Here is a 17,909-nt window from a genome sequence, read left to right as displayed (position 1 = left end):
GGGTAATTAATCCTGCGGCTGAACCTGGAATACGGCCATCTTTCCGCTGTTGCCAAAAACCAGCAGGTTACCATTGGCTAGCCGCTGGGCCGGTACGCGGATACCCTCATCATCGAACTCAAGCTGCCCGACCAGGCTGCCGTCTTCACGATCGAGGACGTGCAGATAGCCTTCATAGTCACCGACCACCAGATAGCCTTCGTAGACCATTGGCTGAGTCAGCTGGCGCCACGCCAGACGATCCTGCATCCAGAGTTCCTTCCGGTCAGAGCCGCGAAGGGCAACCAGTTCGCCATTTGCCGATGCGAGGTATATGTCACCCCCGGCTATCATGGGCGAGTATAGGCTGGATGCTTCGCGGCTCCAGATTTCCTGCCCTGTGCGGATATCAACCAGCGCAAGCTTACCCTGGTAGCCTACCACCAACACGGCTGTTTCGATCACTAATGGCTGGCCCGCTACATCAACCAGTCGCTCAAGCTCGGTACGCCCCTTCGGCTGACCGACCTCATATTGCCACAGAGGCTGGCCCGAGTCCGCAGCCAGCGCCATCAGCTTGCCGTTGGCAAATGAAGCGATGACGACATCACCACCCACCAGGGGTGCTGCGGCCGCCCTGATCGAAAGCACGGGAACCGAGCCATCATACTGCCAGCGCTTTTCCCCATCCGCGGCATTGAAACCCAGCACCTGGCCACTAATTGTCTGGGCAACCACCAGTGAACCGTTTGACTGGGGTGCAGAGAGCACTTCAGTCGGCAGTGACTGCCGCCAGACTTCAGAGCCATCCTCTCGGGAAAGCGCAACCAGTTCAGCATTCTGAGTGGTGAGGTAAAGGTGTTCACCGTCGCCCCCGAGGCCGGAAAAAACCCGATCATCAAACTCGGTTTCCCAGATTACGCTGCCGGATTCGGGGTCAACAGCGTAAAGCTCGCCGTCTGCCGCGGCGGCGAAAATCCTGTCACCCGCGTTGAGGGGCGCAAGGTAGAGAAAATCGCCATCATGTCCGTCCCCGACCGACATGCTCCAAACCTTTTTAAACTCGGCGGACGCTTCAATGTCGGGCACCGGAACGGGCTGCTCAAAGGTATCGGTGGTGCTGCAACCGGACAGCCCGGCGAAAATCATCAGCCCAATGAGCAGTGCGCGACTCAACAACCTGTTGCGAAAATCCGGCATCAGGCGTCCTCCCCGACACCAAGGTCAGCCAGTTTCATTTCCAATACACCGCTCCGTCCCTGCTGGTTCTGTTCGCGGGCAGCAAGATAGGCCTCTCGAGCCCCCTCGCGGTTGCCCTGCGCCAGAAGAATATCACCGCGAAGTTCGGAATACATGGCGTCGAAAGCGTCGGCACTGCCTGCGGCATCAATTGTTGAAAGGGCTTCATCGTGCTGGCCGGAAGAAAACTGGGCCCGGGCAAGACGATTCCGGACAACCAACGCCAGAGCCTTGTTTTCGCCGGTCTTCTCCAGTGCCCATTTGAGAGAATCTATGGCCGCCTGAGCATCCGCTGCTTCCATCAGCTGCTGGCGGGCAAGAATCAGATTGCCATATACCGCATAGGCGCTATCCGAGTAGTCTTCCCGCAGTGTTTTTGCCACGAAGGCAACAGTTTCACCGCTGGTTTCATCGGCCTGGTTGCTGAAGGCATTGAGGAGGTTGGCAAACTGGTTAGCCGCTTCGGTCCGTTGCTGCGCCTGGTAGTTTTGCCAGGCCTGCCAGCCAAACACGATGGCCAGTGCGGCACCGATACCGAGAAGCAGTGAGCTGCCATTTCTCTTCCACCAGTCCTTGATCGCCTGGATCTGTTCTTCTTCGGTGCGCATCTCAGCCATGGGGACTCCTGTAGTCGTATTTTTTGCTTTTATATCGTGGATTTTTTATCAGATTCAGTTGGCCAGGGCCTTCGCCAGTGCTGAGGCAAGTTCGTCCTGGGCAATCTCGGTTTGGGGTTCATCGGCCCGCATGGGCTTCAGCCCGGCGGTGCCGTTGGCAATCTCGTTCTCCCCGAGAATCACCGTGTATTTCGCACCACTGCGATCGGCTTTTTTCATCTGGCTCTTGAAGCTGCCGCCGCCGCAATGGGAAACAATCACCCTGTCTGGCAACGCCGCTCGCAGATTTTCAGCGAGCGCCAATGCCGGCGCCAGCACCCCGTCACCCATTGCCGTAACGTAGACATCCGCGTCGCTGTTCACGTAACCGGGAACCAGATCCAGCGTTTCAAGGAGGAGAATAAGCCGCTCGAGGCCCATTGCAAAGCCAACCGCAACGGTTGCTTTTCCGCCAAGCTGCTCAACCAGACCATCATACCGGCCCCCGGCACACACGGTGCCCTGGGCGCCAAGGCTGTCGGTAATCCATTCGAACACTGTCTTGCCATAGTAATCGAGGCCCCGAACCAGCGCAGGATTAACGGAATAGCGGACACCCGCTGCACCCAGTAACGCTTTCAGGCGCTCAAAGTGATCCCGGGATTCGTCATCCAGGAAATCGTCCAGGCTTGGCGCACCTTCAAGGATCTTGCGGGTGGCCGGATCCTTGCTGTCGAGAATACGCAGCGGATTGGTGTCCAGCCGCCGCTGGCTGTCCGCATCCAGTTCAGCCTTGAACTGACCAAGGTAGTCCACCAGTGCCGAACGATAGACCCTGCGGGATTCGGAAGTGCCAATGGAATTGATCTCGAGGCGGGTGTGCCCGGCAAGACCCAGTTCTTTCCACAGCCTGGCCGTCAGAATCAGCAACTCGGCATCAATATCCGGACCGCTCATACCAAAGCATTCCACGCCAATCTGGTGGAACTGGCGATACCGGCCTTTCTGTGGCCGCTCGTGCCGGAACATGGGGCCGGTGTACCAGAGCCGCCGGGTCTGGTTAAACAGCAGACCATGTTCTTCCGCCGCCCGCACACAACCGGCTGTGCCCTCGGGGCGCAAAGTCAGACTATCCCCGTTGCGGTCCTCAAAGGTGTACATTTCCTTTTCGACAATGTCCGTCACTTCACCGATCGATCGCTTGAACAGGTCCGTCTGCTCAACGATAGGCATGCGGATTTCCTGATAGCCATACTGGGCCAACACCTTACGTACCGTGGATTCCACAAACTGCCATACGGGTGTCTGTTCCGGCAGGATATCGTTCATCCCGCGAACCGCCTGAATCTTAGCCAATTTAAACCCTTAACTCTGTCTGGATGGTGGTGCCTGAAAACGGAAACGGATCAGTGGTCGGAACGGGCAATAATCGACTCTTCCTGCTCCTTGCGACGTGCCACTTCTTCACGAATCAGACGTTCCAGATCGTCAGTCAGTGTGGCGTTCTCCAGCTTCTGGCTGGGCTTGCCCGCCATGTAAAACAGGTTTTTCGGGCTGCCGCCGGTCAGGCCGATATCGGCTACCTTGGCCTCTCCGGGGCCGTTAACAATACAGCCGATAATTGCCACATCCAGTGACGTGTTTACATCCTCAAGTCGCGCCTCCAGATCGTTCATGGTCTGAATCACATCAAAGTTCTGGCGGGAACAACTGGGACAGGCAATAAAGTTGATGCCCCGGCTACGCAGACGGAGGCTTTTGAGAATATCAAAACCAACCTTGATTTCCTGAACCGGGTCAGCCGCCAGTGACACGCGGATGGTGTCGCCGATGCCATCCATCAGCAGCATACCGAGGCCGATGGAGGATTTTACCGTTCCTGAACGGAAACCGCCTGCCTCGGTGATGCCCAGATGAAGTGGCTGCTCAATCTGGGACGCGATCTTGCGGTAAGCCGCCACCGTCATGAACACTTCCGACGCTTTCAGGCTGACCTTGTAATCCTGGAAATCGTGACGATCCAGGATATCAATGTGGCGCATGGCGGATTCCACCAGGGCGTCGGGCGTCGGCTCTCCGTATTTGCGCTGAAGGGATTTCTCAAGGGAGCCGGCGTTCACACCGATACGGATCGGAATATTTCCGTCCCGGGCCGCGCTGATAACTGCACTGACACGATCATCACGACCGATATTGCCCGGGTTGATACGCAGGCAATCCACGCCAAGCTCCGCAACTCGCAACGCGATCTTGTAATCGAAGTGGATGTCGGCCACCAATGGCAGCGATACCTGCTCACGAATCTTGCCGAACGCCTCAGCGGCGTCCATGGACGGCACCGAGACCCTTACAATATCTGCACCGGCCTCCTGCAACGCCCGGATCTGGCCAACCGTGGCCTCGACATCACAGGTGTTGGTGTTGGTCATGCTCTGCACCGCTATCGGGGCATCACCACCCACAGGAACATTGCCCACCATGATCTGGCGGGATTTGCGTCTGATAATCGGGGAATCCTGTTTCATGTCTTACTGACCGATATGGAAAATGTGATCAAATTTCAGATTGTCAGGGAAAACTCTGACCGGTTGTTGACGGCACGATAGTCACCCAGATCCAGCGGTTCACCCTGGAAACGGATGGATCCAACGGCATCAACGGCACCGATGACAACCCTGAGCGGTGCCTGACCGGAAACGTCAATCTCGTCTCCGTCACGCAGAAGGGAATTCACCAGCAGGTTCCCGGTCGCATCACTTACCTGAACCCAGCAGTCATCGATGAAACTGATCTGAAGCCGGACAATGTCAGTGGCCTCCGCCAGTCCGGAGCGGTTTTCCAGAACCGGATCCGGAGTCTCTACAACCGTCGGAATCTGTTCCGTCAGAGGCCCGGAGGACCTGTCCTCAGCGACCAGATTCTCAACATCCGGATCCTCTGAAGTGCCCGGTTCGCCTGGTTCCGCAACAGAGCCCGGCAACACTGACTGCCCTGAGGCGATACTTTCTCCGGAATCCGGGCCTGCCGGCACTTCGTCCTGATCTGCAGCGGGAACTTCCGAATTGGCATCGGTCGATTCTGCCAGCGCCGGCACCTCGGCGTTTTCGCCCTGGCCCTGGACGGCTTCGGATGCCCCTGACTGTACCCCGCCCGCTTCAGGTTCCGGCATCAGGAAAGCAAACGCCAGATAACCGGCGATACCCAGAATCACCAGGAAAAAGAGGGTCTTGGCGAGCTGACGTTTTCTGCGCCTGCGGCGTTCAATGTCCACCAACGGGTTGGCCTCGTGCTCCTGCTCACGCTGCTGACGGATCGGCTCCAGTTCCTGGTCAAGATCTGCTATCACTGCGTCGGCATCCAGCCCTACCTGCTTTGCATAGGTCCTGGCATACCCTTTGAGAAAGAGTTCACTGTCAATCTGGCTGTAATCCCCGGACTCGATAGCCTGGATCACCGACGGTCGCAGATGCTGCGCCCCGGCCACATCGCTGACACTTAAACCGGACGCTTCTCTTGCTTTCTGAAGCTGCCGCCCGACGGGCTCTTTCATCGCTGGCTGTGAATTCTCATCAGTTGCCATTAGAAATCAGCACCTTATATTGTTGATATTCCACTGACTCCGGAAAATTGTTTCTGAGCTGAAGCGCCAGACTCCCTTCCTGGTCACCGTTGTTGAAATAACGGGCAATGCGGATTCCGGTGAAAAGACTCTCTGCGGAATGGACGAGGCGTGGGTTCCGCTGCATCATGGACGTCAGCCTTGAGTAATATCCGGCGGCGCTTTCATAGTTGCCCACCTCGACAGACACCCGGGCAAGCGCCAAAAGCGGACGTGCATCGCCTCTCATTAACTCCACCGCCCGCCGGTAAGAAGTAGTCGCTGCTTCCAGTTCACCAAGTCTCTCCTGAGTCATACCCAGGTTAAAAAACACCGAGCCCCGATCGCCATACCCGGTATCCCTTGAAGCTGCGCGAAACTGATCCCTGGCGTCGTCCATCCGCCCCTGAGCAAAGAGAAAAGCACCATAATAGACCCGTGCGCGTGTGTACCCCGGATCCTCGGAGATGGACTTTTTGAAATTCCGTTCTGCCAGCTCGGGCTCGCCCTCAGCGTTGTATATGAGCCCCATCGCGGCCCTTGCGCTGGCGTCGTCCGCATCAAGCTTGAGGGCCCGGTCGAGGTGATGGCGGGCCCGTTCAAGATTGCCTTGCCCGATGTAGGCGGTGGCAAGCTTTACATAATTATCAACAGCTTTCTGGCGATCTGCTTCCCGGGAGAACCGACTGTCAGTGGTAGTGACACAGCCTGTGACAAGCAGGGTGCACAGCATAACGGCCAACACTGAGAAACGTCGGTTTGCTGGTTTGTTTGTCACAGTCTCCCCTTCCTCAATTGGGCTGTTTCAGGTTCCCGGCTCAGGAATTAACCTGCTGAGCCTGGATGTACCGCTGGCTCCGGCGTGTTCTGTCTTCAACCCTTCCCACAAGCTGTCCACATGCGGCATCGATGTCATCACCGCGGGTGGTTCTGATTGTCGCGATATAGCCGGCCTCATTGAGAACGGCCTGGAACCGACGGGTGGCGTTCATGCTCGGCCGGCGGAAATCACTCTCCGGAAACGGGTTAAATGGTATCAGATTGATCTTGCATGGCAGATCCCGTAACAACACCGCAAGCTCCCGCGCATGTTCCGGCTGATCGTTCATTCCCTCAATCACTGTGTACTCAATGGTCACCTTGCGTTTGTCCGGTAACCGGGCAAAGTACCGCTTGGTGGCAGCCAGCAACTCAGCAATCGGGTACTTTTTGTTCAATGGAACCAGCTTGTTACGCAGTTCATCATTCGGGGCGTGCAACGAAATGGCCAGTGAAACATCGGTAACTTCCGACAGGCGGTCCAGCGCGGGAACAAGGCCAGAGGTACTGAGGGTTACCCGACGCTTGGAAATCCCATAGGCCAGATCTTCCATCATCAGGTTCATGGCATCGACAACATTGTCGAAGTTGAGCAGAGGTTCCCCCATGCCCATCATCACAACGTTGGTGATCGGCCGGTCCGGGCCTGGTTCAAACGGCATGAAGGCTTTCCGGGCCACCCACACCTGGCCAATGACTTCCGCCGCCGTGAGGTTACGGTTAAAGCCTCGCTTGCCGGTGGAACAGAAAGTACAGTCCAGACTGCAACCGATCTGGGAAGAAACGCAAAGCGTGCCACGCTCCCCGTCCGGTATCAGAACGGTCTCAACACTGTTGCCGTTGTCCATACGCATCACCCACTTGCGGGTGCCGTCTTTGGACGTCTCGTCGTAAACCACTTCGGGGCCACGGATTTCTGCGACTTCTTTCAGCTTTTCCCGTAACGCCTTACTCATATTGGTCATTTGATCGAAGTCATCAGCGCCACGCTGATGAATCCACTGTAAAACCTGAGTGGCACGAAAGCGCTTTTCTCCCAGGGATTCGAAGAAAGCCTCGAGTTTTGCCTTCGGCATCCCCAGAAGATTGGTTTTTTCAGCGGCCGCTGTCATTTCATAACCTCGATCAGATAACCCATTCGGAGACGACCACCCGGTCGCCTCCGATCAACTAATCAGCCCCGCGGGCAGATTTCGTTGTCATTAAAGAAATAAGCGATTTCGCGCTCGGCAGAAGCCGCGGAATCAGAGCCGTGAACGGCATTGGCATCGATGGAAGATGCGAAATCGGCACGGATGGTACCAGCTTCAGCTTCCTTCGGGTTGGTCGCACCCATCAGATCACGGTTCTTCAGGACGGCGCCTTCGCCCTCCAGGGCCTGCACAACAACCGGGCCAGAGGTCATGAAGGCAACCAGATCGTTAAAGAACGGGCGCTCTTTGTGCTCTGCGTAGAACCCTTCTGCCTGCTCCTGGGTCAGGTGCATCATCTTGGCAGCTACAATGCTCAGGCCGGCTTTTTCAAAACGGCTGTAAATTTCGCCGATCACGTTTTTTGCTACCGCATCGGGCTTGATAATGGAGAGCGTGCGCTCAGTTGCCATGGTCTTTCTCCAGTTTGTTTATGGTAAAAATTCTGGCCTGCGATTATACGCAGTCCGGGGCAAACTTCCTACCGCACTGCACGGAGGCGGCTAACAACATCAACAATTTGCGAGCTGGCAAAAGCGACGTCCTCTTCCGTTGTAAAGCGGCCAAAGGAAAAACGCAGTGCGCGATGGGCCTGCTCATCGTTCAGGCCAATGCCACGAAGCACATAGGAGGGTTCTATTGTGGCCGAAGCACAGGCCGATCCGGAGGAAACCGCCAGATCCCGCAGCCCCAGCATCAGGGATTCCGCCTCAACACCGTCGAACGACAGGTTCACAATGCCGGGCACACGCCGGGACTCGCTCCCATTCAAACTGACACCCTCTAGGGGCCCCAGACCTGCCAGGAATGATTCGCGCAGTGTTTCCAGCTTTCGGACTTCATCCTCAAGCCCGGACTGGGCAATCGAAAACGCCTTCCCCATTCCGACAATCTGATGAGTTGGCAGGGTTCCGGAGCGCATCCCCCGCTCATGGCCGCCGCCATGGATCTGGGCCTCGATGCGAACATTGGGAGAGCGCCTGACATAAAGGGCGCCCACCCCCTTGGGCCCGTACACCTTGTGCCCGGAGAGTGCCAGCAGGTCGACGGGCATCGACGTAACATCGACCGCCATTTTGCCGGCCGCCTGAGCAGCATCGACATGAAACAGCACGCCCCGCTGCCGTAACTCGGAGCCGATAGCCGCGATGTCCGTGATAGTTCCCAGTTCGTTATTCACCAGCATGAGGCTGACCAGCACGGTATTGTCCCTGAGCGCATCCACCACCTGCTGACAGCTGATGGTGCCATCCGGCGCGGGATCCAGCCAGGTCACGTCTGTGCCATGCTGCTCCAGCCACTTGCAGGTATCGAGAACCGCCTTGTGCTCGATTTTCGACGTTACGATGTGGGCATCCTGGCGACCAGCAACAGCCCCCTTGATTGCCAGGTTATCCGATTCCGTGGCGCCGGAGGTCCAGACGATTTCCCGGGGATCGGCGTGAATCAGGCTGGCAACCTGCTTGCGCGACGACTCGACCGCCGCTTCCGCTTGCCAGCCAAAGGCGTGGGAGCGCGAAGCGGGATTGCCAAACACACCATCCGGCGTCAGGTACTTCAGCATTTCATCGGCGACAGAAGGATCAACGGGCGTCGTGGCCGCGTAGTCCAGATATACGGGCTTTTTCATGGCTTCCAGGAGTTTGTTGGTGTCAGGCCGGCGCCTGGTCAGACAGGCGTTCGGTATTGATCGTTTCAGAGCTGCTGTCAGACTGACGGCGGTTCTGCCGGTCCGCAACCTGGCGGATTTCATGTTTTCTCATCAGGTCTCCGAGACTGATCTCGCTGAGAAACTGATGAATCTGATCACTCAGATCAGACCAGAGATGGTGGGTCAGGCACTTCTCGCCGTTCTGGCAATCGCCTTTGTTGCCGCACCGTGTGGTATCCAGTGACTCACTGACGGCATCGACAACCTCGGCAATATAGACATCAGCCGCCGGACGGCTGAGCCGATAGCCTCCACCAGGACCACGAATGCTGGTAACCAGTTTCTGGCGGCGGAGACGGGAGAAAAGCTGTTCCAGGTAGGACAGAGAGATTTCCTGACGGGCCGAAATGTCGGCGAGACTCACCGGCCCCTGGTCTCCATGCAGAGCCAGATCAAGCATTGCCGTGACGGCATAGCGGCCTTTGGTGGTCAACTTCATAATGTCAGCCCCGTGACGGGAATGAATCTCGAAACGCAGGGACGAGTATGAATTGACCCACTAATCCAGTCAAGTATTCAGCTCCGGGTGTCACCTTCATCGCGAACGCAGTCAAAGTCCTCTTCATGCAGCGGTGGCAGCTCCCCATTCTGGTATTCGCTGTTCACCTTGCGGAGGGCCTTGCACATGTTCTCGATACGGTCATCCACCGCGTGCATGTGGTCGAGCAGCGACCGCATGGCCCGGGCGACCGGATCCGGCATCTCTTCGGTAACCCCGTAGGCATCGAACCCCATGCGCTCTTCCATTTCCTTGCGGCGAACATCGTCCTCGTTGTAGCTTTTAACAATAACGCGGCCGGGAATACCAACAACCGTTGCCCCGGCAGGGACCGCCTTGGTAACCACCGAATTGGAGCCGATTTTGGCCCCCTCACCCACTTCGAAGGGCCCGAGGATCTTGGCTCCGGCGCCAACCACCACGCTGTTGCCAATGGTAGGATGACGCTTACCCTTGTTCCAGCTGGTTCCTCCGAGCGTAACGCCCTGGTAGAGCGTTACGTCGTCGCCTATCACGGTAGTTTCGCCAATCACCACACCCATGCCATGGTCGATAAAAAAGCGGCGTCCGATCGTTGCTCCGGGATGGATTTCAATGCCGGTCAGCCATCGGGCTATGGTCGAAATCGTACGCGCCAGCCACTTCAGACCGAGCCCCCACAACCAGTGGCAAAACCGATGGAAGAGCAGCGCATGCAACCCCGGATAGTTGGTCAGCACCTCAAAGGTGTTCCTGGCGGCAGGATCCCGATGGAACACGCTGTTAATATCTTCCCGCAAACGCTCAAACATGGCCATTGTCCTGTTCCGTCGCCGTGCTACCGGCCTCAGCTGGTTTACTGTTGCCCCGGGCGCCCGCTGCCTTCTGTACGGCAGTAAGAATGCCCCGGAGAATATTGATTTCCATCTGATCAAGTCTGGCTCGCTGAAACAGTCGCCGCAAGCGTGTCATCAGTTGCCTGGGATTCTCGCGTCGATGAAAATCCACATCAATCAGCATCTGCTCCAGGTGCCCGAAAAACCCTTCCACATCCTCAACTCTGGCCGGCGGCACATCCCAACCCTCATCCCCGGGCCGGGTCATCGACTTCAGATATGGGCTCCCCTCCCCACCTTCAAGGCTGCGCAGGTAATACATCCGCAATTCATAGCACATCACCTGCACCGCCATCGCCAGATTCAGGGAGCTGTAATCCGGATTGGAGGGTATGTGAATGTGATAATGGCAGCGCTGCAACTCGTCGTTGCTCAGGCCATGGTTCTCCCGGCCGAACACCAGGGCAACCGGCCCGTCTTCCGCATGCCCGGCGGCGGCAGCGGCTGCCTCTGGCGGCGCGCAGACCGGCCAGGGCACCTTTCTTCCCCGGGCGCTTGTACCCATCACCAGAACACAATCCGCCAGCGCCTCATCCAGCGAGGAAACCACCTGCGCACGATCGAGAACATCGGATGCGCCCGCTGCACGGGCATAGGAGGTCTCATCCGGAAAAGTGCACGGATTAACCAGCCAGAGATTACCCAATCCCATATTCTTCATGGCCCGGGCCACAGCACCAATGTTGCCCGAATGGGAGGTCTCCACCAGAACAATCCGGATCTGATCCTGAAATGTCTCCGTCCCTTCCTGTGGAAGTGCGCTTTTGTGCATTGTAATCGGGCCCAAGGTTGTTGATCAGGGCGGCAATGATATCAGAAACCACCGGCACCCTGCCCCTCCAGAGAACCCGCAACCTCTGGTTATCCGTGCTATTGCTGAGTCAAAAAACATACAAGCGGGGTGATCTTTTGCTATCATACCCGGCCTCCACACACCCGGATAATGAACACTCAGATGCAACCAGCGATTAAAATGGCCCTGCGCGTCGCGCGTCAGGGGTCCGATTATCTGAAAGCCCATTTCGAGCGCCAGGAACCCACCGGCAAAGACGACTCAGAACACCGTCTCCAGCTGGAGCGGGTTGAGCAGTCAATATACGACAATTTTGCCGAGCAACTCGAAAAGGCCTACAAGGACCACAGCATCGCCCCTCTGAATGAAGCGAATGCCGGCACCAGCGAGAAAAGCTGGCATATTTTCCCGGTTCTGGGCCGTGAAAACTTCCTCAGGGGCATCCCTGAATTTGCCCTGGCCCTTGCCCAGAAAAAGAATAACCGTGTTGAAAACCTGCTTCTGGTGAACCCCGTCACCGGCGAGGAATACTCTGCCAGCCGGGGCCATGGCGCTGCCCTGAACAGCCGTCGCGTACGCGCGTCGGAAATCAGGCAAGCGGGAAATGCAGCCATCGCCACCAACCTGCTCGACCAGGCACGCAAGAGCGAAGATCCTCTGCTCTGGGGTGAAATGGCCGCGGTTCTCGCGCGGGACTCCGGCATGTTCCGCACCTCCGGCTGCGTGGTACTCGATATCGCCCGTGTATCTGCCGGGCTTATGGACGCCGCAATCATTTTCCGTCCGGAAGCCGCGGAACTCGATCTCGGTGTCACACTGGCGATGGAATCCGGCGCACTGACTGGCGATTTTTCGGGCAACCCATCCACCGGCAACGCACGCCAACTGGTGGTAGCCAATCCGAAACTGTTCCGCGAAATCCTAAAGGTGCTTCATCCCTTCCGGGGGCGTTTACCCCGCTAAGACTTCAGACTCTTCCGGACACAAAAAAACCGCCAACGTTATGTGGCGGTTTTTTTGTGTCTGTGTCTACTAAGGGCGCAGAAGCTCCTATCCTACATCCGGTTCAGCCACTCCGGCGGCTGCTCTTCCTCGTCCGCATCCGCAACACCTTCTTTCGGCGGTATGATCAGATCTTCACGGGAAACACCCATCACCATCAGGAGGTTTGCAGACACATAGATCGACGAGTAGGTACCAACCACCACCCCGATAATCAGGGCAAGCGCGAAGTTATTGATCGCCTCACCGCCCCAAAAGTACAGCGCAAGCAGAACCACCAAGGTAGTCCCGGAGGTATTGATTGTCCGGCTAATGGTCTGGTGAATGGACTGGTTGATAACATCCCAGGGCTCACCAACCCGTATCTTCCGGAAGTTCTCACGAATACGGTCAGCGACAACAATGGTGTCGTTCAGAGAGTAACCGATGACCGCCAAAAGTGCCGCCAGAACGGTAAGATCAAACGTCCACTGAAACAGTGCGAACACACCAAGTACAATAATGACATCGTGAGCCAGCGGCAAGACCGATGCGATACCGAACTTGAACTGAAAGCGCATGCCCACATAAATCAGCACCACCGCCAGAGCGATCAGCAACCCCAGACCGCTGTCCTCTTTGAGCTGTTTGCCCACCTGAGAGCCAACGAACTCGGAACTGATCAATTCAAGCTCAACTCCGCCGGCTTGGAGCGTGCGGGTAACGTCAGGGGCAAGCTTATCGTTGCCGCCCTCGGCCATCCGTACCAGAACAATGGTGTCCGCGCCGAAATTCTGCACGGAAAACTGGTCATAACCCGCGGCGTCCAGCCTGGAGCGTATTTCATCGAGCTGCGGCGCCTCCGCATACTCGAACTCGACCGATGTGCCGCCAGTGAAATCCATGCCAAAGTTCAATCCACGGGTGGCCAGCAGGGCAACGGACACCAGGATAAGTGCGATCGAGACGACGGAAGCAATCTTCCGAAGCCCCATAAAATCAAACGGTTGTTTCTGATCTTCAGACATTGGCGAGCTTTCCTCCGATCGACAGGTTCTCGACCCTTCGGCCGCCATAAACCAGGTTAACAATGCTGCGGCTGATCATCAGGCCAGAGAACATTGACGTCAGGATACCGATACACAATGTTATCGCGAAGCCTTTGACCGGCCCGGAGCCCATGGCAAAGAGGATAACGGCCACCAACAGCGTAGTGATATTGGCATCAAATATAGACACGAACGCCCGGGAGTAACCGGCGTTGATCGCGGTCTGGGGCGGAGCGCCGGCCTTCAGCTCTTCCTTTATCCGCTCAAAGATAAGCACATTGGCATCCACGGCCATCCCGACCGTAAGAACGATACCGGCAATACCCGGCAAGGTGAGGGTGGCTGACAGAATGGACATGGACGCGATCAGCAACATCAGGTTGAGGGCCAGTGATGTATTCGCGATCATGCCAAAGCCCCGGTAGTAGGCCAGCATGTAAAGCATGACCAGGCCAAAGCCGAGTAAAACTGACATCATCCCGGCGTCAATATTTTTCTGCCCGAGGCTTGGCCCTATGGTGCGTTCCTGAACGAAATACATGGGAGCGGCAAGCGCACCGGCACGCAACAGAAGCGCCAGTTCCGCAGCCTCCGGGATCGAATCCAGCCCGGTGATACGGAAGCTGCTGCCCAGAGCGGATTGCACAGTGGCAAGGCTGATAATGCCCTTCTCCACAACGCGCTCTTCAAATTCTTTTGGTTCACCGTCGACCATGCGGGTTCCGGTCTCTGTCCGATACTCGATAAAGAGTACCGCCATCCTGCGGCCGATCGCGTTGCGCGTGGCCCGATTCATCAGGTCGCCACCTACCGAATCCATGGTGATATTAACCTGGGGCTGACCGTTTTCATCGAAGGCCTGCTGGGCGTTGGCCACGTTATTACCAGTGGCAATAACGTCCCGCTCAAGTCGTGCGGTTCGCTGGGGCTGGTCCCGGAAACTGAACTGTTCCGTTTCACTGGCCGGCGCATCCGGACGGGCTTCCATCCGGAATTCGAGGTTCGCCGTGGCACCGAGAACCCGCTTGGCCTGGGCGGTATCCTGCACGCCCGGAAGCTCGACAATGATTCGATCATTGCCTTGCTGCTGAACCAGCGGCTCGGCCACGCCCAGTTCGTTAACCCGATTCCGGATCGTTGTGAGGTTTTGCTCCAGAGCGTAATCCTGGATGGCCTGGACCTCAGCTTCGGACAGCCTCAGCTCCAGCAGGAATTCATCCCCCTCGGTCTGTTCATCCAGCAGAAACTCATTGTACTGATCGCGCACCAGATCGAAGGCTTCCGCACGGGAAGCTTCATCCCGGAAGGTGAGAACAATCTTGCGGTCGTTCTCGAGATCACCGCCGCGATAACGAATGCGCGCTTCCCGCAATTCCCGCTTGATCTGGCCGGACATGGCCTCAAGGCGCTGGCTTACCGCCGTTTCCATATCCACTTCAAGGAGGAAGTGCACGCCACCACGCAGATCAAGACCAAGCTTCATCGGACCTGCACCGAGGCTTCTCAGCCAATCGGGTGTGGACGCTGCCATATTCAGGGCAGCCAGATACTCATTACCCAGGGCGGCCTGCACAAGGGGGCGGGCCCGCAGTTGGTCATCAGAACTGGTCAGGCGGATCAGAGCATCCCGATCCTGAAGAGTACTGCTTTTCACCTCAATTCCCTGACTCTCGAGGACATTAACGGCCCTGTCGAGCACACCGGCATTCACTTCGGTGCTGCTGCGCGCGCCGGTAATCTGGATGGCGTAGTCGTCAGGAAAGAGGTTGGGTAAAGCGTAGATAAACCCGATCACAAGCGCGACCAGGATAACCAGGTTTTTCCAAAGCGGATACTTGTTCAGCATGGGATCCCTTGTAGCCGACCAACGGGCCGGCCTTGGTGTTTCAGCCAGGAGGATTCAGTCCGGCCACCATGGATGGCCGGCCAAATGGCCCTCGCTCAGATGTCCTTGAGCGTGCCCTTGGGCAGGGCTGCGGCAACAGCGACTTTCTGGACCTTGATTTCGACATTGTCGGCAATTTCAACAACGATAAAATCGTCCGTTACCTTGGTGATCTTGCCGGCAACACCACCGGAGGTCACGACTTCGTCACCCTTGTTCAGGCCAGACATCAACGCCTTGTGCTCTTTCGCACGCTTGGACTGCGGACGCCAGATCAGGAAGTAGAAAATCAAGATGAAGCCGCCGAAAAAGATTACCTGACCCATAACGCCCATCCCCGGCGCACCCGGGTCCTGAGCCATGGCCAGCGCAGGCATCAGAGCCATCAGGCCGGCAACGAGCATTTTAATTGATTTCATTGAATATCTCCGTTGGTTAAGCGAATAGATCAAACATTGCCCAATGGCGGAGCTGTCTCTCCGCGCTGAGTATAGAAGTCGGTTACAAAGTCCGACAATGTACCTGCTTCAATGGCCCCACGCAATCCGGCCATCAGGTTCTGGTAGAACCGCAGGTTATGAATCGTGTTCAGTTGAGCGCCCAGCATTTCTCCACATTTATCCAGATGATGCAGATAACTTCTCGAAAAATTCTGGCAGGTGTAACAGTCACAACGCTCATCGAGCGGCGCGGTGTCATGACGGTGCCTGGCATTGCGGATCTTGACGATGCCGGTGGAGGTAAAGAGGTAGCCATTTCTGGCATTCCGGGTCGGCATTACGCAGTCAAACATATCGACTCCGCGCCGCACTGCCTCAACGATATCCTCAGGCCGACCAACGCCCATCAGGTATCTGGGCTTGCCTTCCGGCATTTTGGGCGGCAGATGGTCCAGAATCCTGATCATGTCTTCCTTTGGCTCGCCAACGGAAAGACCACCAATGGCATAGCCATCAAAGCCAATGTCTGTCAGTCCTTCCAGGGAACGGTCACGCAGGTTCTCATACATACCGCCCTGAACAATACCGAACAGTGCCGCCGGATTACCTTCGTGGGCATCCTTGCTGCGCTGAGCCCAACGCAGGGACAGCTCCATGGAATCCCTGGCCTGGCACTCTGTCGCAGGGTAAGGGGTACACTCATCAAAAATCATGACGATGTCCGAGCCCAGGTCACGCTGAACCTGAATGGCGATCTCCGGAGACAACTCTACAGGAGAGCCGTCAACCGGTGAGCGGAAAGTGACGCCCTCTTCCGTAATCTTGCGCATTTCCCCCAGGCTGAATACCTGGAAGCCACCGGAGTCGGTCAGGATTGGTCCCTGCCACTGGGTGAAATCGTGCAGATCCCCATGGGCCCTGACCACCTCCGTACCCGGACGCAGCATCAGGTGAAAGGTATTGCCCAGAATAATTTCTGCACCAATTTCATGGATGTCCCGCGGTAGCATGCCCTTGACAGTGCCGTAGGTCCCCACCGGCATGAAGGCAGGCGTTTCAACCGTGCCCCGCGGAAAGGTCAGCCGGCCGCGGCGAGCACGGCCATCCTCACCCAGCTTCTCGAACGACATGAAACAGGTCTGTGTCACAAAGCCTCCCCGGCGTTACCAATACCGGTATCTATGGATTCCACGGCTGGGCCCAGCAACATACCGCGACTGGGTTCCTGGCCGGTAATGAGCATGGCGTCGCCGTAGCTGAAGAAACGGTAGCGTTCCCCGACTGCCTCCTTGTAGGCGCCCATCACATTGCTGTAACCGGCAAAGGCACTGACCAGCATGATCAGCGTGGATTCCGGCAAATGGAAGTTGGTCACCAGGGCATCAACTGCCTGAAAACGGTACCCCGGGTATATAAAAATATCCGTCTCGCCGGTGAATGCCGTGAGACGACCACCACGGCTTGCCGATTCAAGAGAGCGAACAGATGTCGTACCCACGGCGACCACGCGCCCTCCCCGGGCTCGGGTTCGCTCGACAGCATCAACCGCTTCCCGGGGAACGTGCACAATCTCGCTGTGCATTGCATGGTCTTCTATCTTGTCTACCCGCACCGGCTGGAAGGTGCCTGCGCCAACGTGCAGCGTGACAAAGGTACTTTCAATGCCGCAGGCGGCCAGTTTTTCCAGCAGTGCCTCGTCGAAATGCAGGCCGGCGGTGGGCGCAGCCACAGCACCGGCTTCCCGGGCGTACACCGTCTGGTACCGGTCCCGGTCAGTGGATTCGTCTGAGCGATCAATATAGGGCGGCAACGGCATGTGACCAATGCGCTCAAGTATATCCAGTATGGGTTCTTCAGATTCACACACCAAATGAAACAGTGTCTCGTCCCGGCCGGACATCCTTAAATATGTACCATCTTCAAGGATGACGTTCTGCCCCTCTTTCAGCGCCTTTGAAGCCCGGACATGGGCAATAATTTCGTGCTCTCCGGTTATCCGCTCAACCAGCACCTCTACCTGCCCGCCCGTTTCCTTTTTGCCAAACAGGCGCGCAGGAATCACCCGGGTGTTGTTGAACACCAGCAGGTCGCCGGGCTGAAGCAGTTCGGGAAGGTCGCTGAAGATCCGGTGATCGAGCTTGCCGGAAAGACCATCCAGACAGAGCAAGCGGGACGCACTGCGTTCTTTGAGCGGATAGCGGGCGATCAGTTCGTCCGGCAGGTCAAAATGAAAATCGGAGACATTCATGGAATGG

The 17,909-nt window shown here is 57.0% G+C and carries 18 protein-coding genes; 1 reads left to right on the top strand and 17 read right to left on the bottom strand.

Features of this window, described 5'->3' with window-relative positions; translation table 11 throughout:
• Nucleotides 1-6: 6 nt before the first annotated feature.
• The 12 genes from bamB to trmJ form a co-directional block, all read right to left on the bottom strand.
• Nucleotides 7-1,179 (bottom strand): outer membrane protein assembly factor BamB, encoded by a 1,173-nt coding sequence (gene bamB / locus NLK58_RS01400; RefSeq protein ID WP_117616929.1) that lies wholly within the window; start codon nucleotides 1,177-1,179, stop codon nucleotides 7-9.
• Entirely contained in the window at nucleotides 1,179-1,835 is a 657-nt protein-coding gene (locus NLK58_RS01395; protein WP_341581882.1) for a tetratricopeptide repeat protein, read from the bottom strand. Before NLK58_RS01395 ends, bamB begins: the two co-directional genes overlap by 1 nt.
• 54 nt (nucleotides 1,836-1,889) lie before the next feature.
• Entirely contained in the window at nucleotides 1,890-3,143 is a 1,254-nt protein-coding gene (gene hisS / locus NLK58_RS01390) for a histidine--tRNA ligase (RefSeq protein WP_376788075.1), read from the bottom strand.
• 77 nt (nucleotides 3,144-3,220) lie between these two features.
• Nucleotides 3,221-4,339: a flavodoxin-dependent (E)-4-hydroxy-3-methylbut-2-enyl-diphosphate synthase gene (gene ispG, locus NLK58_RS01385; RefSeq protein ID WP_117616926.1), complete on the bottom strand. Its 1,119-nt coding sequence runs from the start codon at nucleotides 4,337-4,339 to the stop codon at nucleotides 3,221-3,223.
• A gap of 35 nt (nucleotides 4,340-4,374) precedes the next feature.
• Nucleotides 4,375-5,394, bottom strand: coding sequence for a RodZ domain-containing protein (locus tag NLK58_RS01380; protein WP_117616925.1), 1,020 nt, complete (start codon nucleotides 5,392-5,394; stop codon nucleotides 4,375-4,377).
• Entirely contained in the window at nucleotides 5,384-6,145 is a 762-nt protein-coding gene (gene pilW, locus NLK58_RS01375; protein WP_205422310.1) for a type IV pilus biogenesis/stability protein PilW, read from the bottom strand. The genes NLK58_RS01380 and pilW overlap by 11 nt, the downstream gene beginning before the upstream one ends.
• Nucleotides 6,146-6,230: 85 nt before the next feature.
• Nucleotides 6,231-7,343 (bottom strand): 23S rRNA (adenine(2503)-C(2))-methyltransferase RlmN, encoded by a 1,113-nt coding sequence (gene rlmN / locus NLK58_RS01370; RefSeq protein WP_117616924.1) that lies wholly within the window; start codon nucleotides 7,341-7,343, stop codon nucleotides 6,231-6,233.
• Between the two features lie 62 nt (nucleotides 7,344-7,405).
• Nucleotides 7,406-7,834: a nucleoside-diphosphate kinase gene (gene ndk, locus NLK58_RS01365; RefSeq protein ID WP_117616923.1), complete on the bottom strand. Its 429-nt coding sequence runs from the start codon at nucleotides 7,832-7,834 to the stop codon at nucleotides 7,406-7,408.
• Nucleotides 7,835-7,902: 68 nt separating this feature from the next.
• Nucleotides 7,903-9,051 carry an IscS subfamily cysteine desulfurase gene (locus NLK58_RS01360; RefSeq protein ID WP_117616922.1) on the bottom strand — a complete coding sequence of 383 codons (1,149 nt, stop codon included), beginning with the start codon at nucleotides 9,049-9,051 and terminating at the stop codon, nucleotides 7,903-7,905.
• 22 nt (nucleotides 9,052-9,073) lie between these two features.
• Nucleotides 9,074-9,571, bottom strand: a complete 498-nt coding sequence (iscR, locus tag NLK58_RS01355; RefSeq protein ID WP_117616921.1) for a Fe-S cluster assembly transcriptional regulator IscR — start codon at nucleotides 9,569-9,571, stop codon at nucleotides 9,074-9,076.
• A gap of 77 nt (nucleotides 9,572-9,648) precedes the next feature.
• Nucleotides 9,649-10,422 (bottom strand): serine O-acetyltransferase, encoded by a 774-nt coding sequence (gene cysE, locus NLK58_RS01350; RefSeq protein WP_117620228.1) that lies wholly within the window; start codon nucleotides 10,420-10,422, stop codon nucleotides 9,649-9,651.
• Nucleotides 10,415-11,278 carry a tRNA (cytosine(32)/uridine(32)-2'-O)-methyltransferase TrmJ gene (gene trmJ / locus NLK58_RS01345; RefSeq protein ID WP_341581881.1) on the bottom strand — a complete coding sequence of 288 codons (864 nt, stop codon included), beginning with the start codon at nucleotides 11,276-11,278 and terminating at the stop codon, nucleotides 10,415-10,417. Before trmJ ends, cysE begins: the two co-directional genes overlap by 8 nt.
• Before the next feature lie 183 nt (nucleotides 11,279-11,461).
• Between trmJ and NLK58_RS01340 the strand changes: the two genes are divergently transcribed.
• Nucleotides 11,462-12,262, top strand: coding sequence for an inositol monophosphatase family protein (locus NLK58_RS01340; protein ID WP_341581880.1), 801 nt, complete (start codon nucleotides 11,462-11,464; stop codon nucleotides 12,260-12,262).
• A gap of 92 nt (nucleotides 12,263-12,354) precedes the next feature.
• Here NLK58_RS01340 and secF read toward each other — a convergent pair whose 3' ends face one another.
• From secF to queA, 5 genes are all read right to left on the bottom strand, one after another.
• Nucleotides 12,355-13,308, bottom strand: coding sequence for a protein translocase subunit SecF (gene secF, locus NLK58_RS01335; protein ID WP_341581879.1), 954 nt, complete (start codon nucleotides 13,306-13,308; stop codon nucleotides 12,355-12,357).
• Nucleotides 13,301-15,175 (bottom strand): protein translocase subunit SecD, encoded by a 1,875-nt coding sequence (gene secD / locus NLK58_RS01330; RefSeq protein WP_341581878.1) that lies wholly within the window; start codon nucleotides 15,173-15,175, stop codon nucleotides 13,301-13,303. Before secD ends, secF begins: the two co-directional genes overlap by 8 nt.
• Nucleotides 15,176-15,270: 95 nt before the next feature.
• A complete protein-coding gene (yajC, locus tag NLK58_RS01325; RefSeq protein ID WP_376788074.1) occupies nucleotides 15,271-15,576 on the bottom strand; it encodes a preprotein translocase subunit YajC in 306 nt (101 codons plus the stop codon).
• Nucleotides 15,577-15,662: 86 nt separating this feature from the next.
• Nucleotides 15,663-16,784 carry a tRNA guanosine(34) transglycosylase Tgt gene (tgt, locus tag NLK58_RS01320; RefSeq protein WP_341582756.1) on the bottom strand — a complete coding sequence of 374 codons (1,122 nt, stop codon included), beginning with the start codon at nucleotides 16,782-16,784 and terminating at the stop codon, nucleotides 15,663-15,665.
• A gap of 14 nt (nucleotides 16,785-16,798) precedes the next feature.
• Entirely contained in the window at nucleotides 16,799-17,902 is a 1,104-nt protein-coding gene (queA, locus tag NLK58_RS01315) for a tRNA preQ1(34) S-adenosylmethionine ribosyltransferase-isomerase QueA (RefSeq protein WP_341581877.1), read from the bottom strand.
• Between the last annotated feature and the right edge of the window lie 7 nt (nucleotides 17,903-17,909).

The organism is Marinobacter metalliresistant (assembly GCF_038098645.1).
Taxonomy (GTDB): domain Bacteria; phylum Pseudomonadota; class Gammaproteobacteria; order Pseudomonadales; family Oleiphilaceae; genus Marinobacter; species Marinobacter metalliresistant.
This window is presented reverse-complemented; position numbering and strand designations above follow the sequence as displayed.

Excerpts from the sequence above, each read along its gene's own strand:
- bamB (WP_117616929.1), bottom strand. The coding sequence starts at position 1,179 with ATGCCGGATTTTCGCAACAGGTTGTTGAGTCGCGCACTGCTCATTGGG.
- NLK58_RS01395 (WP_341581882.1), bottom strand. The coding sequence starts at position 1,835 with ATGGCTGAGATGCGCACCGAAGAAGAACAGATCCAGGCGATCAAGGAC.
- hisS (WP_376788075.1), bottom strand. The coding sequence starts at position 3,143 with ATGAACGATATCCTGCCGGAACAGACACCCGTATGGCAGTTTGTGGAA.
- ispG (WP_117616926.1), bottom strand. The coding sequence starts at position 4,339 with ATGAAACAGGATTCCCCGATTATCAGACGCAAATCCCGCCAGATCATG.
- NLK58_RS01380 (WP_117616925.1), bottom strand. The coding sequence starts at position 5,394 with ATGGCAACTGATGAGAATTCACAGCCAGCGATGAAAGAGCCCGTCGGG.
- pilW (WP_205422310.1), bottom strand. The coding sequence starts at position 6,145 with ATGCTGTGCACCCTGCTTGTCACAGGCTGTGTCACTACCACTGACAGT.
- rlmN (WP_117616924.1), bottom strand. The coding sequence starts at position 7,343 with ATGACAGCGGCCGCTGAAAAAACCAATCTTCTGGGGATGCCGAAGGCA.
- ndk (WP_117616923.1), bottom strand. The coding sequence starts at position 7,834 with ATGGCAACTGAGCGCACGCTCTCCATTATCAAGCCCGATGCGGTAGCA.
- NLK58_RS01360 (WP_117616922.1), bottom strand. The coding sequence starts at position 9,051 with ATGAAAAAGCCCGTATATCTGGACTACGCGGCCACGACGCCCGTTGAT.
- iscR (WP_117616921.1), bottom strand. The coding sequence starts at position 9,571 with ATGAAGTTGACCACCAAAGGCCGCTATGCCGTCACGGCAATGCTTGAT.
- cysE (WP_117620228.1), bottom strand. The coding sequence starts at position 10,422 with ATGTTTGAGCGTTTGCGGGAAGATATTAACAGCGTGTTCCATCGGGAT.
- trmJ (WP_341581881.1), bottom strand. The coding sequence starts at position 11,278 with ATGCACAAAAGCGCACTTCCACAGGAAGGGACGGAGACATTTCAGGAT.
- NLK58_RS01340 (WP_341581880.1), top strand. The coding sequence starts at position 11,462 with ATGCAACCAGCGATTAAAATGGCCCTGCGCGTCGCGCGTCAGGGGTCC.
- secF (WP_341581879.1), bottom strand. The coding sequence starts at position 13,308 with ATGTCTGAAGATCAGAAACAACCGTTTGATTTTATGGGGCTTCGGAAG.
- secD (WP_341581878.1), bottom strand. The coding sequence starts at position 15,175 with ATGCTGAACAAGTATCCGCTTTGGAAAAACCTGGTTATCCTGGTCGCG.
- yajC (WP_376788074.1), bottom strand. The coding sequence starts at position 15,576 with ATGGCTCAGGACCCGGGTGCGCCGGGGATGGGCGTTATGGGTCAGGTA.
- tgt (WP_341582756.1), bottom strand. The coding sequence starts at position 16,784 with ATGTCGTTCGAGAAGCTGGGTGAGGATGGCCGTGCTCGCCGCGGCCGG.
- queA (WP_341581877.1), bottom strand. The coding sequence starts at position 17,902 with ATGAATGTCTCCGATTTTCATTTTGACCTGCCGGACGAACTGATCGCC.